This is a genomic window from [Empedobacter] haloabium (genome assembly GCA_008011715.2).
GTDB lineage: Bacteria > Pseudomonadota > Gammaproteobacteria > Burkholderiales > Burkholderiaceae_D > Rugamonas > Rugamonas haloabia.
Genome location: CP136508.1, coordinates 4,452,973 through 4,468,327, shown reverse-complemented (window position 1 = coordinate 4,468,327; position 15,355 = coordinate 4,452,973). Strand labels below are relative to the sequence as shown.

Sequence of the window (15,355 nt, the reverse complement as noted above, 5' to 3'; positions counted from 1 at the left end):
GCGCGGCAAGGTCGATCCGCCGCGCAGCCCGCCCGGGCGCGTGCGCGACCGTCGTATGCCTGGCCGTGGGCGAGCGGCGCCGTCGTCACTGGCAATGCTGACCCAGCATTGCCATGTGCTGCGCGCGCATCGACGGCGACATCGACTGCGTATCCCCTTCCTTCAGCGCCCGTCGTGCCTGTTCGTCCGGGACACTGTGCGTATGCCGGTGCCGGGAGCACGGCATGTCCTTGACGATGTCGTCCATGGTGGCGGAGGTGCCGGACGAGGTCGTCTGCGTCATATAGAGGTCCTCATGCGGCTGTGCGCGGCCAGCGCCATCCCTGTTCGACCCGGCGCAGGCCGCCAGGGTGCCGGCCAGCACGATCAGCAGGCAAAGCGAATTGCTTTTCATCGTACGCTCCTTTCACGCGCCCATCCGGCGGCATACCGTCTTCGTTGTCATCTGCCGCCCGAGCGGCGTCCGCGCCGGCTGGCGGAAGAGGTGTCGCGAGAAGGCTGCCACCTTCTTCATGTGAGCGGCTATTTACACTTTTGTGCACGGTGCGTCCAAAGTCAAGCTGGACAGGCCAGCAAAAAGCCGGCCATTCAGTCCTCCCCCGTATCTCGAAAATGAGATATATTCTCTTCCATGAGAGAAGATCACTTCGAGGCGCGTCTCGTGCGCCGCCTGGCCGCCCTGCGCGAACAACGTGGACTGTCGCTGGAAGAGCTGGCCAATGCAAGCGGCATCAGCCGCGCTACCCTGTCGCGGCTGGAGCGGGGCGAAAGCAGCCCGACGGCGGCATTGCTGGGCAAGCTGTGCACCGTCTACGGCCTGCCGATGTCCCGCCTGATCGCCGCGGTCGAGGAGCAGGGCGCGCAGCTGATCCGCGCGGCCGAGCAGGCCGTCTGGACCGATCCGGCCAGCGGCTTCGTGCGCCGCATGGTCTCGCCGCCGGCGCAAGGCCTGCGCGCCGAACTGGTGGAGGGCACGCTGCCAGCAGGCGCCGTGATCGACTACGAGCAGCCGGCCGTGCGTGGCATGGAACAGCATCTGTGGATGCTGTCCGGCGTGCTGCACTACACGCTGGAAGGCGTCGAATACCGGCTGGAGGCGGGCGACTGCCTGCGCTTCCGGCTGTTCGGTCCGACGCGCTTCGTCTGTCCCGGCCCGCAGCCGGCCCGTTACCTCATCGCCGTCATCGAACCATGAACACCGCCATCGAAGAATTGCACGGCGACGGCATACGTGCCCACGTCGCCGCGCTGGCCGACGTGCTGCACGACTGCGTGACGCATGGCGCCAGCGTCGGATTCCTGCCACCGTTCGACGTCAGTGCCGCACGGCGCTGGTGGCTGGGCATCGCGCAGCAGGTCGACGCCGGCGCGCGCACGGTGTTCGTCGCGCGCGACGCCGAAGGCATCTGCGGCACCGTGCAGCTGGCGCTGGCGATGCCGGCCAACGGCGCGCACCGGGCCGAGGTCAACAAGATGCTGGTGCACACGCGGGCGCGCCGGCGCGGCATCGCGCTGGGCTTGATGACCGCGGCCGAAGCGCGCGCGCGGGAGCTGGGCCGCAGCTTGCTCGTGCTGGATACCTGGACGGGCAGCGGCGCCGAACACCTGTACCGCCGGCTCGGCTTCGAAGTCTGCGGCGCGATTCCCGCCTTTGCCCGGCTGGCGGACGGCAGCCTGGGTGCGACCACGGTGATGTACAAGCTGCTGGCGCCGCGCCTGGCGATCGCCCGGGCCGACCCGTCGGGCGCCCAGGCGGCCGCGCTGCTGGGCGAGCTGTCCGCGGCCCTGTGCGCGCTGACGGGCGACAGCGGCAACGCCTCGTTCGACGTTGCCGACGTGCGCGACCCGCGCGCGTGCTTCGTGCTGGCCAGCGTCGATGGCGCGGCGGTGGGCTGCGGGGCGCTGCGGCCGCTGACGGCGCAGGTCGCGGAACTGAAGCGCATGTATGCGCGGCCCGGCCATGCCGGCGTCGGCGCCGCGCTGCTGGCGCACCTGGAGGCGCGCGCTGCGGCGCTGGGGTATGCCGAGGTATGGCTGGAGACGCGCAAGGTCAACGTGCGCGCCGTGCGCTTCTACGAGAAGCATGGCTACCGGCGCATCGACAACTATGGCAAGTACGTCGGCATGGATGCCGCGGTCTGTTTCGGCAAGCGCCTGTAGCGGAGCGTGGCGCCGCTGGGGTCTGGCCCTGCGCAGGGACTGACCCCGAAGTTCGTCGGCGCTTTGATAGCATGGACAAGACCCCCGGTGTCAGGCACCTGTCTTGGGGTCTTAGACCCCAAGACAGGTGCCTGACACCACTGGGTTTGGTTCTACAGGCACTCAGGTAGGACTCAGCCAGGCTCGTGACAACAAACACACAGCTTGTTCCCATCCGGGTCGCGGAAATAGGCACCGTAGTAGTTGGCATGGTATTCCGGCCGCAGGCCGGGCGGTCCCTCGCAGCTGCCGCCATGCGTCAGCGCCGCGGCGTACGCGGCATCGACCGAAGCGCGGTCGCGCGCCAGCAGCGCCGTCATCGCGCCGTTGCCGACACTGGCCGGAGCGCCATCGTGCGGCGCGCCGATCAGCAGCAGCGGGCGTGGCGCGTCGGCCGGCATCCAGCCCGCCCATGGCCGGCTGTCGTCGCGAAAGCGCAGCGGCTGGCCCAGCGCCGCCATCAGCGGCGCGTAAAACGCGAACGCGCGCCCAAAATCGGTCACCCCCAGGAAGACGTGCGAAATCATGGCTCAGTCGCCGCAGCGGATCGTGACGCTGTCGCCGCGCAACAGGCGGCCCTCGAACGCCGGCGTCTCGCGCTCGCCGCGCAGGATGCGTTCGCGGCTCGACGCGCTGGCCTGGACGCGCGCGCATTCCGGCTCCCAGTCCAGCGTCCAGATGACGAGGCACTGGAACATCTCGTCGGCCGGGTCGCTGCGCACGTCGCAGCCCTTGCCGTTGGACAGGTCCAGCGCGAACGAGAAACCGGGCCGCACCCGCGCATGGCTGCGCGCCGCCGCCACGTCCAGCGCGCCGGGCGGCGGATGGGTGCGGCCCAGCGTGGCGACCGATTCGGGCGACAGGCCATGGTGCGGCCCGGGCGGGTCCTGTGCCGGTGTCACGGCCGCGCCGCTGTCGCCCATGCGTACCGTCACCACCTGACCCGCCCGCAGCTGCAGCTCTTGCAGCCAGACGCGGTAGCCATCCGCATGGCCGGCGGTCAAGGTGCCGTCGCAAGACAGCACGGCCGCATGCGGCTCCGTCACGCTGCCGCGCACGTGCACGGACAGCATCGCCAGGCCGTCGTTGTCGACGGCGGCCACCACGTCGCCGTCCACCGCTATGCTGAAGATCGTCATCGCCTTTTCTCCCGGTTCATTCGCCGCAGCCGAACGTCACGCTTTCACCGATGGCCAGGCTGCCTTCGTACAGCCTGGAGCCGTGGCGGTGCGCAAGCACGTTGTCGATATTGGTGGTCGAGCCGTACACACGCGCCAGCGCCGGGCGGTCGGCCGTCCACAGAACGGCAAAGGCGAACGAGTCGTCGTCCGGGCCGTTGCGCCCCTGCAGCCGCGCGCCGTCGGGCGCATGCAGCGACCACGAGAACGCATCGCGCAGGCGCGGCCGGCTGCGCAGCTCCTCGCGTTCCGCCGCCGTCGGCGTGAAGTCGGTGCGCTCGCATGGCGGCTCGTCCGGAAACAGCTCGGCGACCGTCTTGCCCTGCGTGGGCGTGCCGGCCCATGGCTGTTCCAGCATCGTTACGGTAACCGTGCCGGCAGGCCCGTCCAGGTCCTGTTCCGCCCAGATGCGGAAGGTCGACTCGCCCCCGTCGGGCGGATAAGTGCCGCCATGGCAGGACAGGTTGGCCAGCCCTGGCCGGGTCAGGTCGCCGTTGACGTGCACGGCCAGCATGTCCACCTGCGCCAGATCCACCGCGGCGGCCTGCACGCCATCCACCGTCACGACCATGATCGTCATTTCCGTTTTCCTTTCGGTTTGCGCTTCGTTTGCGGCCGCAAGGCCAGGATGGAAAGCACCACCTGCACCGAGCGCCACGCCATCAGCACGCCGGCCCCCAGCAGCGCCACGCTCAGCACCGTCGCGTAGCCGCCGCCCAGCAGCACGGTGCCGAGCCAGATGCCGGCCGCCACCAGCAGCACCGTCAGCACCAGCCGGGTGGCCCAGCCTTCGTGGCCCTCGACGCGGCGCGTGACGTTGCGGTGCGCCAGCGCGATGAACAGGTTGTCGCTGCGCTGCGCGCCGGACAGGATCACCTCGTCGCCTTCCTCGATCACGATCGGATGGTTGGCGACGATCTTGCATTGCCGTTCCCCGACCTTGAACACGGCCGCGTGCAAGGTGCTCGTGCCGGTCTCCTTCTTGTACATCACGGTCTTGCCAAGCCGCAGGTCGGTGACCACGCCCTGGATGCGTTCCATGCCGGTCTCCATCTACAGCGTCACCTCGAGGCCTTCGTAGGCCAGGAATACCTGCAGGCCGTTCAGCGCCGGCTCGTGGCGCGCCATGACTTCGGCGAAGACCGCTTCCAGCTCGTCGTCGCCGCGGGTCGGCTCGTGGTGGGTGCAGTACAGCCGCTTGGCGCCGGTGCGCAGCGCCATCGCCAGCGCGCTGTCGAAGGTGCCGTGGCCCCAGCCCACCTTGGACGGATATTCGCCGCGGGTGTAGGAGCAGTCCGCGATCAGCGCGTCTACGCCGCGCACCATCGCGTCGATGGCGGCCGTGCGTTCGGCCACCTGGGCCGCGCAGGCCGCGTGCTCCGGATGGCCTTCCGGATACAGGTTGTACAGCGGCTCGTGGTCGCCGGTGAAGAAGACGGACTTGCCGTTGCAGTCGATGCGGTAGCCCAGGTCCGTGACCGGATGGCCCATGACGACGTTTCTCACCACCGCGTCACCCACGGCGAACGCCTCGCCCACCTGCAACGTGCGGTATTCGATGGTGGCGCCCATCTGCGCCTCGCTGACGGGGAAGTAGCTGTTCTGCAGCTGCACGCCCATCACGTGCTCGATGCCGTTGCCCGTGTCCGGGTCGCAGACGCCATGCAGGCACACGCGGCTGCCGCGGATGAACAGCGGCGTGAAGAACGGCAGGCCATGGATGTGGTCCCAATGACTGTGCGTGATGAAGATATTGGCATCGATGGGACGCTTCGGGCTGGCGACCAGCGCCTGCGCCAGGCAGAACAGGCCGGTGCCGCCGTCCAGCACGATCAGCGTGTCGTCGTCGCTGCGCACCTCGATGCAGGTGGTGTTGCCGCCGTAGCGCACCGTGCGCGGCCCCGGCGACGGTATCGATCCCCGCACCCCCCAGAATTTGAATTTCATTGTCACGACGTCCCGATGGCTTGTTCTTGTCCGGCTGCGCGGCAGCGTTCCCACACTCCAGCGTCGATGATAGCGGGTTTTGCCCCGCTTCTGGCTGCAAACTCGTCCTGACCGCCGCGTCGGCGGCATAGCGTATACAGTACGCATGTGGCGACACCCGTATAATCACGGGGGAATTTCATTGGGGCAACATGGCACCATGCAAGAACTGAATCATGCACAGATCGCACAGCGACTGGATCAGCTGACGGAACTGTCCGTCGCGCTGGGCGCCAGCCACGACACGGACCTGTTGCTCGAACGCATATTGTTGGTGGCGAAAAGCATCACCAATGCGGACGGCGGCACGCTGTACCGCCCCAGCGCGGACGGGCGCACGCTGTGCTTCCACCTGTCCGTCAACGACACGCTGGGCCTGCACCTGGGCGGCTCCTCCGGCAAGCCGGCCGACATTCCGCCCGTGCCGCTGGCCGGCGAGCACGGCGAACCGAACCTGTCGTCGGTGGCCGCCTACGCGGCCAATATGCGCCGCTCCGTCAACATCGCCGACGTGTACCACGCGGACGACTTCAATTTTTCCGGCATGCGCGCGTTCGACCAGCGCTTCGGCTACCGCTCGCAGTCGTTCCTGACCGTGCCGATGCACGACCACGCCGGCGAGTTGCTGGGCGTGCTCCAGCTGATCAATGCGCGTGCGCTCGACACGGGCGCGATCACGACGTTTTCCTCGACCGACCAGCGCTTCATCGAGGCGCTGGCCGCGCAGGCGGCCGTCGTGCTGACCAACCAGTCGTTGGTGCGCCAGCTGGAGGAGCTGCTGGAGGCCTTCGTCAACCTGATCAACATCGGCATCGACGAGAAGTCGCCCTACACGGGCCGGCACTGCCAGTTCGTGCCGGAGCTGACGATGATGCTGGCCGAGGCCGTGCACGAGACGCGCGCAGGCCCGATGGCGCGGTTCCGCATGACGGACGCGGATCGCAAGGAACTGTGGCTGGCCGGCCTGCTGCACGACTGCGGCAAGATCACGACGCCGGTGCACGTGGTGGACAAGGCCACCAAGCTGCAGACGATCTACGACCGCATCGGCCTGCTGGACACCCGCTTCGAGGTGCTGCTGCGCGATGCCGAGATCCGCGCCCTGCGGCAGCAGCTGGCCGGCGGCGACCCGGACGCGCTGCGCGAGCGGTTGCTGCAGGAGCAGGCCAGGCTGCGCGAGGAACGCGAGTTCCTGCGCCGCGCCAATGTGGGCGGCGAGGGCATGCCCGATGAGGACGAGCAGCGCGTGCACCAGATCGCGGCGCGCCGCTGGACCGGCCCGGACGGCGTCGAGCAGCCCTTCCTCAGTGCCGACGAGGTGGCCAACCTGACGGTGCGCTACGGCACCCTGACGGCCGAGGAAAGGACGATCATCAACAATCACATCGTCATGACGGTGCGCATGCTCGAATCGCTGCCGTGGCCGAAACACCTGCGCCGCGTGCCCGAATTCGCCGGCGGCCACCACGAGCGGATGGACGGCAAGGGCTATCCGAAGGGTCTGCGCGGCGACGAGATGTCGATCCCGGCGCGCGTGATGGCCATTGCCGACATCTTCGAGGCGCTGACGGCCAGTGACCGCCCCTACAAGACCCCCAAGACGCTGACGGAGGCGCTGCAGATCCTGGGCCGCTTCAGCCTGAACGGCCATATCGACCCGGCCCTGTTCGACATCTTCGTGCGGCGCAAGGTCTACCTGGAGTTCGCCCGTCGCCACCTCGACCCGGCCCAGATCGACGAAGTGGACGAGACGGCGATCCCGGGCTACACGCCGTGAAGCTGGCAGGCGCGCTGGCGCGGGCGGCGCGCAAGCATGGCCTGCGCTGGCTGTGCGGCCTGCTGCTGACAGCGGGCGCCGCGCTGCACGTGACGGGCCACCTGGGCCTGGACGCGCTCGAGCGGCTCGACACCTTCATCGCCGGCCTGCGCATGCGGGTCGAGCCGGCGCGGCTGGACCCGCGCGTCGTCATCGTCGACATCGACGACAAGAGCCTGACCGCCGTCGGCCGCTTCCCGTGGAGCCGCGACGTGATGGCGCGCCTCGTCACGCAGCTGACGCGCCACTACGGCGTGGCCGCCATCGGCTTCGACGTGTCGTTCCCCGAACCGGACCACAGCTCCGGCTACGGCGTACTCGATGCGCTGGCCCGGCGCGAGCTGAAGGACGTGCCGGGCCTGCCGGCGCAACTGGAACGCCTGCGCGCACGCATGGACTACGACGGCTTGCTGGCCGCGGCGATGGCGGGGCAGCCTGTCGTGCTGGGCTATGCCACGGCGGGCGAGCAGGCCAAGGGCGTGCTGCCGCCGCCCGCGTTTACGGAAGAGTCGCTCAACGGCCGCACGCTGCATGCCTGGCAGGCGCACGGCTACGAGGCCAATATCGCGCGGCTGCAGCAGGCCGCGCAAGGCGCCGGTATCTTCAGCGTGCTGCCCGACCGGGACGGCGTGGTGCGCTCCACGCCGCTGCTGCAGAAGATCGGCAACGGCTACTATCCGACCCTGTCGCTGGCCACGGTGGCGGTGGCCCTGCGGGCGCGCGCCATCGCGCCGTTGTGGGACAGTACCGTCGACAGCATGACGGCGGCGCAAAAGGCCAGCGGCGGCCTCGATGCCATCGCGCTGTTCCATCCGGAAGGCGCGATCCGCATTCCGGTGGGCGAAGGCCTGACGACGACCGTGCAGTTCCGCGGCAGCGGCGGACCACGGGGCGGGGCGTTCCGTTACGTGTCGGCGGTGGACGTGCTGCGCGGCGCCGTGTCGCCGCAAGTGCTGGAAGGCGTCATCGTGCTGGTGGGGACCACGGCGGCGGGCCTGAACGACCTGCGCGCCACGCCTGTCAGCGCCGTCTATCCCGGCGTGGAGGTACACGCCAACCTGATCAAGTCGATCCTGGACGACAGCTTCAAGGCCCGCCCCGACTATGCCATGGCGGCGGAGCTGGCGCAGGTGCTGCTGGCCGGGGTGGTGCTGACGTTCGCGCTGGCCGCGCTGGCCCCGGCCTGGGCGATCCCGCTGTCGCTGGCAGCGCTGATGGCGGCCGGCTGGTTCAACTTCCACCTGTACAGCGCGCAGGATGCGGTGCTGAACCTGGCGCCGCTCCTGGTGCTGATCGTCGTGCTGTTCGTCTTCAACCTGGCGTGGGGCTACTTCTTCGAGGTGCGGCGCGGCCGCGCGCTGGTGTCGCGCTTCGGCGAATACGTGGCGCCCGAGCTGGTGGCGGAGATGGCCGAGAACCCGGAGCGCTACACGATGGAGGGCGAGAGCCGCGCGCTGAGCGTCATGTTCGTCGACGTGCGCGGCTTCACCACGATCTCCGAAGGCCTGGCGCCGCGCGAGCTGCGCGAATACATCAACCGCTACCTGACGGCGATGTCCGAGGACATCCGCGACAGCCATCGCGGCACCCTGGACAAATACATCGGCGACGCCGTGATGGCATTCTGGGGCGCCCCGGTGCCGTTCCCCGACCACGCCAGCCGCGCCGTCGCCACGGCCCTCCTGATGCAGCAAAGCGCGGCGCGGCTCGATGCGGAGTTCCGCCGGCGCGGCTGGCCGGCGCTGGCGATCGGCATCGGCATCAACAGCGGCCTGATGCACGTGGGCGACATGGGCTCGTCGATCCGGCGCGCCTACACGGTGATGGGCGACGCCGTCAACCTGGCCGCGCGGCTGGAAGGCATCACCAAGGTGTACGGCGTCGGCATCGCGGTGGGCGCGGCCACGCGCGCGGCGGCGCCGGAGTTCGTCTACCGCGAACTGGACCTGGTGCGCGTGAAAGGCAAGCGCGAGCCGGTGGCGATCTTCGAACCGCTCGGACAGGCCGGCGCCGTGGCAGCTTCCACGCGGGCCGAACTGGCGCACTGGCACGCCGCGCTGGCGCTGGTGCGGGCGCAGCGCTGGGACGAAGCCGATGCCGCCTTGCAGGCACTGATGGCGAGCACGCCGGAGCGGCGCCTGTATGCCCTGTACCGCGAGCGCATCGCCGGCTACCGGGCCCAGCCGCCGGGACCCGATTGGGATGGCGCGACGACGTTCATGAGCAAATAGCGTGTGTTGCACGAAGATGTATCAGTTTTGCCAACACGTGTGGTGGAGTCCGAAAAATATTGACTTTTCGCCATTGGAATGATCGAAAAGACGTGTCTTTTCCTGCTTTATTTCCGTGTGGCATCACAAATCGCAAGGCTGGGCTGGGTAAATAGGGGATAATTCGCTTGCGCCCCCCGCTGGCCGGGGCGAGCCATTTCCTGCAACTCCGAGCCAACACGATGACCTACCGCCTTGCGCGCCTGATTGCCGGCGCCGCCCTTGCCACCGCCTTGACCGCCGCCCGCGCCGCGGGCGCGGACGACATCGTCCGCTTCGACATCAGTCGCTTCGACGTGACCGGCAACACCTTGCTGGCGCCCGCCGTGGTCCAGGCGGCGGTCGCGCCGTTCGCCGGCAAGGCGCGCGACTTCGGCGACGTGCAGCGCGCACTGGAGGCGCTGGAGGAGGCGTATCGGCAGGCCGGCTACACGGTCGTCACCGTCGAGCTGCCGGAACAGGAACTGGACCGCGGCATTGTCCAGCTGCGCGTGGTGCAGACCAGGATCGGGCGCGTGAGCGTGCGTGGCAACCGGTATTTCGACGAGGCCAACGTGCGGCGCAGCCTGCCGGGGCTGCGCGAAGGCGAGACGCCGAACGTGACGGCCATTTCCGACAGCCTGCAGCTGGCCAACGACAACCCGGCCCGCAAGATTGCGCTGAAGCTGCAGGGCAGTCCGGAGCGCGAAGCCGAAGTCGATGCCACGCTGGAGGTGCAGGACGAGCGCGCGTGGAAGGCCATCGTCAACGTCGACAATACCGGCACGGCGCAAACCGGGCGCACGCGCACGGGTGTCGTGCTGCAGCATGCCAACCTGTGGAACCGCGACCACGTGATGACCTTGCAGTACACCACGACCGTGGAGCATCCGGGCCGCGTCAGGGTGTATGGCGCCGGTTATCACATCCCGCTGTATGCGCTGGGCGACGCGCTGGACTTCTATGCCAGCTATTCGAACGTGGACAGCGGTACCGTGGCGGCGGGCGTGCTGGACGTGGCGGTCAGCGGGCAGGGTGCCGTCTACGGCGCACGCTACACGCAAAACCTGGCGCGCCGCGGCAGCCTGCAGTCGAAGCTGCAGTACGGCGTCGACTACAAGGCCTACAAGAACAGCATCGTCGTGCTGGGCCGGGAGTTGGGCAACGACGTCACCGTCCATCCCGTCAGCGTGGCGTGGGTCGGCACCTGGACCCGCTCCGGCGAGGAGCTGGGCGCCTCGCTGGCGCTGCTGCGCAACGTGCCGGGCGGCCGGCGCGGCGGTCAGGACGACTTCCACCGCGCCCGCGCCGGCGCGCCGGACGACTACACGCTGCTGCGCCTGGGCGCCAGCTGGAGCCGCGCCCTGCCGGGCGACTGGCAGGCGCGCGCCATCGTCAACGCCCAGTACTCGCGCGACGCGCTGGTGCCGGGCGAGCAGTTCGGCGCCGGCGGCGCCGCCTCGGTGCGCGGCTTCGCCGAACGCGAGGTCGCCAACGACCGCGGCATCGGCGCCAACCTGGAGCTGTACACGCCCGACTTGTGCGGAGGCGATACCTTCCAGTGCCGCCTGCTGGCCTTCCACGACAGCGCCTGGGTGCGTCGGAACGACGCCTTGCCGGGCGAACTGGCCAGCACGGCCATCGCCAGCGCGGGTGTCGGCTTGCGCCTGTTCGCCGCGGCCAACCTGAACCTGCAACTGGACTACGGTCACGTGCTGCGCGCCGGCGCCACCGGCCGCACGGATGCCAACCGCCTGCACGTGCGGCTCGGCGTCTCTTTTTGAGCTAACGAGGTAATCATCATGACGTCATCGACCTCCCTCGCGCAGCGCCCGCTGCGGCGCAAGCTGCTGCCGGCACTGGTGGCCGCCTGCTGCGCGGGCACCGCCCTGGCCGCCCCGGTCGCGCCACACGTGGTGGCGGGCCAGGCCGCGTTCAGCCAGCAGGGCAACGTGTTCTCGATCACCAACGCGCCCAACACGATCATCGACTGGCACAGCTTCTCGATCGGGCGCGACGAGATCACCCGCTTCATCCAGCAGGGCGCCGACAGCCGCGTGCTGAACCGCATCACGGGCCAGGACCCCAGCCGCATCCTCGGCACCCTGCAGTCGAACGGCAAGGTCTACCTGGTCAATCCGAACGGGGTGCTGTTCGGCCAGGGCGCGCGGGTCGACGTGGCCGGGCTGGCGGCGTCGTCGCTGGGCATGTCCAATGCCGACTTCCTGGCCGGCCGCGACAGCTTCACCGCCGGGACCAGCGCGGGTGCCGTGGCTAACCAGGGCCGTATCGCCACGCCGCAGGGCGGCCAGGTCTACCTCGTGGCGCCAGACGTGCAGAACACCGGCATCATCCATGCTCCCGGCGGCCAAGTGCTGCTGGCGGCCGGGCACAGCGTGCAACTGGTCGAGGCGGACAACCCGGCGCTGCAGGTCGTCGTCTCGGCTCCCGGCGACCGCGCACTCAATCTGGGCGCCATCGTGGCCGCGGGCGGGCGCATCGGCATCTACGGCGCGCTGCTGAACCAGCGCGGCACCGTCAACGCGGACAGTGCCGTCATCGGCGCCAACGGCCGCGTGGTACTGAAAGCCAGCGGCAAGGCGCTGCTGGAAGCGGGCAGCGTGACGAGCGCGCGGGGCGCGGGCGACGGCGGCTCGATCCAGGTGCTGGGCCAGCAGGTCGGCCTGACGGGCGACGCCCGCGTGGATGCCAGTGGCGGGCAGGGTGGCGGCACGGTCCTGGTCGGGGGCGGCTGGCAGGGCCGCGATGCGGCCGTGCCGAACGCGGCGCAGACATTCGTCGGCGAGGACGCCGTGATCGCGGCCGATGCGCTGGCGCGCGGCGACGGTGGCACCGTGGTGACCTGGGGCGACGACGTGGCACGCGTGCACGGCACGCTGTCGGCGCGCGGCGGCGCCGCCGGCAAGGGCGGCCAGATCGAAACGTCCGGCCGCCAGCTGGACGTGGCCGGCATCCGCGTCGATGCGCGCGGCCCGGCCGGCAACGGCACCTGGCTGCTCGACCCGTACGACATCGACGTCAAGGCCAATCCCACGGCCGGCGCGACGCTGGACGACGCGGCCGACTTCGCGCCCGGCGCGCAGGGCAGCGTCACGGAAATCGCCACCGCGCTGCTCGACAACGCCACGGCCAACGTCGTGCTGCAGGCGCGGCGCGACATCAACTTCCGTGACGCCGTGAACATGGGGTCGGCCGGCGTCGGCCTGATCGCGCAGGCGGGACGCGACATCAACGTCAACGCGGCCATCGCCACCCAGGGCGGCGCCGTCACCCTGAGTGCGGCGGACGCGGCGGCGCCTGCCGGCGTGTTCGAAGGCGGCGCCGTCAACGTCGCCGCGGCCATCGCGACCCGCGGCGGCAACATCACGCTGCAAGGCGCGGACCTGACGATCGCCAAGAACGTGGACGCGGGCATGGGCGACGTGGCGGTGACCGCCGCGCAGGCCGACGGCACGGTGCGCGTGCTGGGCGGCGTGCAGGTCATCGGCCAGCGGGTCGCGCTGGCCGGCGACAACCTGGAACTGCTGCCGGCGGCGGCCATCGCCGGCAGCCGCGTCACGCTCGACACGTACGGCGCGACCCGCGCCATCACGCTGGGATCGCCGGCCGCGTGGCTGAGCGCAGCGGAACTGGCGGCGGTTGACTCGCCCGAGGTGGCGATCGGCACACGCGCCGGCTACACGGGCAACGTCAGCGTCACCGGCACGCTCGACCTGACGGCCACGCGCGCCGGCGCCGGGATCGGCACGGGCACCGGCATGCTGACCCTGCAGGGCGGCAGCGTGGCACTGAACAAGGCCGTGTCGGCGCGCGAGGGGCTGACCTTGCGCGCGCAGACCGGCGCCATCACGCAGGGCGAGGCGGTGCGCGCGGGCGTGCTGAACGCAAGCGGCCGCGCCGTCACGCTGGAGAATGCCAGCAACCGCGCCGGCGCGCTGGCCGGCGCCGCGACGAACGGCAATTTCAGCTACCGTGACGCCAACAGCGTGCTGGTGGTGGCGCAGGGCGGCCTGGACGGGATCAGCGCCAGCGGCGACGTCAAGCTGACGGCGCCGCGCGGCATCGCCCAGGCCAGCGGCAGCAGCGTGGTCGCGCCAGCGCTGGAGCTGGTCACGGCCGGCAGCGACGTTTTCCTCGACAGCGCCACCAACCGCATTGGCGCCATCCGCGCCGACGGCGCCGGCAGCGTCGTGCTGGACACGGCGTCGGCGCTGAGGGTCGACTCGATCGCGAGCACCGGCAGCGTGACCGTGACGGCGGCGGGCCTCGACCTGGCCGGTACGATCCAGGCCGAGCTGGTGGCATTGCGCTCCCATGGCGGCGGCCGCATCGAGATCGGTGGCGACGGCTGCGGCCAGGGCTGCCTGGCCCTGACGCAGCTCGACAAAGTGCAGGCGCCGACGATCAATATCGGCACCGGCGACGGTGGCGCCATCCACGTGGCGGGCATCAGCGCCGACCCGGCGGCGGGTGCCCATGCACGCCACCTGCGCACCACCCGCATCAACCTGTTCACCGCGGCCGATGTCACGCAGGGCGACGAGCCGGGCAGCGCGATCGACGTGCCGGACCTGGGCGTGCAGGCCGGCGGCAACGTGCTGCTGGCGCATGCCGGCAACCAGGTGCGCAACCTGGCCGTGCAGGCCGGCGGCAATGTCGGCTTCACCGGACAGGGCGACGTGGCCGTGGCGCGCCTCGCCGGCGGCAGTGCCGGCACGGCCTACGAGATCGCCGGCATCCGCGGCGACGCTGTCGCGCTGCGCACCGGCGGCACGCTGACGACGGCCACCAACGAGCTGGCTGGCACGATCGCCGGCGATGCGCTGTCGATCACGGCCGGCGGCGGCGTCGGCACGCAGGCACGCGCGCTGCGCACGGCCGTGGCCACGCTGGCGGCCGAGTCGACGGCCACCAGCGGCAATGCGCCGATCAATATCGAGAACTACACGGCCGGCCAGCCGGGCGCCCTGTCCATCGACACGCTCAAGCTTGCGCTGGGCAACGGTGGCGCCATCACGTTGAATAATCACGGCGCGACGAACGTGGCCGAAGGGGGCCTGGTGCAAACCAGCGGCGGCGACATCGCGCTGACGGCGCACAGCCCGCTGACGATCCTCGGTTCGGTGCTGTCCGAGCGGGGCGCCATCGCGCTGGAAGCCGGCGCCACCGGTGCCAGCGCCGACCGGCTGACCGTGGGACCCAACGCCCGCATCGAGACCGGCGGGCGGGTGCGCCTGACGGCGGGTGACGCCGTCATCGTGAACCCGGCCGTTACGGTGGTGGCGGGGCAGGGCGTGACGACCAGGGCGAATCTGAACACGCCGACGCCAACACCAACACCAACGCCAACGCCAACGCCAACGCCAACGCCAACGCCAACGCCAACGCCAACGCCAACGCCGACACCGACGCCGACACCGACGCCGACGCCGACGCCGACACCGACACCGACGCCGACGCCGACGCCGACACCGACACCGACACCGACACCGACACCGACACCGACACCGACGCCAACGCCAACGCCTGAACCGACGCCAACGCCTGTCCCCACGCCGACACCGGTGCCCACGCCGACGCCGGAACCGACGCCGGTCGCGAACGTCGACCAGTGCCAGGTGACGCCGACGCTGCCCGCCTGCGCGGTGATCGCGCCGCCGACGGTCGATGAACCCGTGAAGCCGGTGCAACTGGCCACCAATGAGCTGATCGCGGCCGTGCAGCGTCCGGCCCAGCAGCTGGGCGGCGGCGCCAGCGAGCAGGCGCCGGCCGGCACGACCGGCCCGGCGGAAGCGGGCGGCCCGGCGCCGCGCGAGGACAAGGACAAGGACGCCAGTCCCGAATCCGCGCCGGCAGCCCAGCCGGCCGGCACCGACAAACCGACCGTCAAGAACTACTGCAACTGA

General features: G+C 70.2%; 12 protein-coding genes. 6 read left to right on the top strand and 6 right to left on the bottom strand.

Translation table 11 applies throughout. From position 1 onward, the window contains the following. Window positions 1-85: 85 nt before the first annotated feature. The gene (locus tag E7V67_019515) at window positions 86-394 is read right to left on the bottom strand and encodes a hypothetical protein (protein ID WUR11873.1); all 309 of its coding nucleotides are present in this window, start codon (window positions 392-394) and stop codon (window positions 86-88) included. 237 nt (window positions 395-631) lie between these two features. Here E7V67_019515 and E7V67_019510 point away from each other — a divergent pair, with 237 nt between their 5' ends. Beyond that, window positions 632-1,195 (top strand): XRE family transcriptional regulator, encoded by a 564-nt coding sequence (locus E7V67_019510; protein WUR11872.1) that lies wholly within the window; start codon window positions 632-634, stop codon window positions 1,193-1,195. Then, window positions 1,192-2,160 carry a GNAT family N-acetyltransferase gene (locus E7V67_019505; protein ID WUR11871.1) on the top strand — a complete coding sequence of 323 codons (969 nt, stop codon included), beginning with the start codon at window positions 1,192-1,194 and terminating at the stop codon, window positions 2,158-2,160. Before E7V67_019510 ends, E7V67_019505 begins: the two co-directional genes overlap by 4 nt. A 173-nt stretch (window positions 2,161-2,333) precedes the next feature. On the opposite strand, the gene E7V67_019500 is transcribed toward E7V67_019505, so the two are convergent. From E7V67_019500 to E7V67_019480, 5 genes are read right to left on the bottom strand one after another with little or no spacing between them, the layout of a single operon-like run. Beyond that, the gene (locus E7V67_019500) at window positions 2,334-2,726 is read right to left on the bottom strand and encodes a VOC family protein (protein WUR11870.1); all 393 of its coding nucleotides are present in this window, start codon (window positions 2,724-2,726) and stop codon (window positions 2,334-2,336) included. Window positions 2,727-2,729: 3 nt separating this feature from the next. After that, window positions 2,730-3,338: a hypothetical protein gene (locus E7V67_019495; protein WUR11869.1), complete on the bottom strand. Its 609-nt coding sequence runs from the start codon at window positions 3,336-3,338 to the stop codon at window positions 2,730-2,732. A 16-nt stretch (window positions 3,339-3,354) separates the two neighbouring features. Continuing rightward, window positions 3,355-3,957, bottom strand: a complete 603-nt coding sequence (locus tag E7V67_019490) for a hypothetical protein (protein WUR11868.1) — start codon at window positions 3,955-3,957, stop codon at window positions 3,355-3,357. Further along, on the bottom strand, window positions 3,954-4,418 hold the full coding sequence (locus E7V67_019485; GenBank protein ID WUR11867.1) for a hypothetical protein: 465 nt from the start codon (window positions 4,416-4,418) through the stop codon (window positions 3,954-3,956). The genes E7V67_019490 and E7V67_019485 overlap by 4 nt, the downstream gene beginning before the upstream one ends. Window positions 4,419-4,430: 12 nt before the next feature. After that, window positions 4,431-5,324, bottom strand: coding sequence for an MBL fold metallo-hydrolase (locus E7V67_019480; GenBank protein ID WUR11866.1), 894 nt, complete (start codon window positions 5,322-5,324; stop codon window positions 4,431-4,433). 199 nt (window positions 5,325-5,523) lie between these two features. On the opposite strand from E7V67_019480, the gene E7V67_019475 reads away from it, so the two are divergent. From E7V67_019475 to E7V67_019460, 4 genes are all read left to right on the top strand, one after another. Beyond that, window positions 5,524-7,140, top strand: a complete 1,617-nt coding sequence (locus E7V67_019475; GenBank protein WUR11865.1) for an HD domain-containing phosphohydrolase — start codon at window positions 5,524-5,526, stop codon at window positions 7,138-7,140. Continuing rightward, entirely contained in the window at window positions 7,137-9,410 is a 2,274-nt protein-coding gene (locus tag E7V67_019470; protein ID WUR11864.1) for an adenylate/guanylate cyclase domain-containing protein, read from the top strand. Before E7V67_019475 ends, E7V67_019470 begins: the two co-directional genes overlap by 4 nt. A gap of 221 nt (window positions 9,411-9,631) precedes the next feature. Beyond that, window positions 9,632-11,212 (top strand): ShlB/FhaC/HecB family hemolysin secretion/activation protein, encoded by a 1,581-nt coding sequence (locus tag E7V67_019465; GenBank protein WUR11863.1) that lies wholly within the window; start codon window positions 9,632-9,634, stop codon window positions 11,210-11,212. A gap of 18 nt (window positions 11,213-11,230) precedes the next feature. Next, entirely contained in the window at window positions 11,231-15,355 is a 4,125-nt protein-coding gene (locus E7V67_019460; GenBank protein ID WUR11862.1) for a filamentous hemagglutinin N-terminal domain-containing protein, read from the top strand.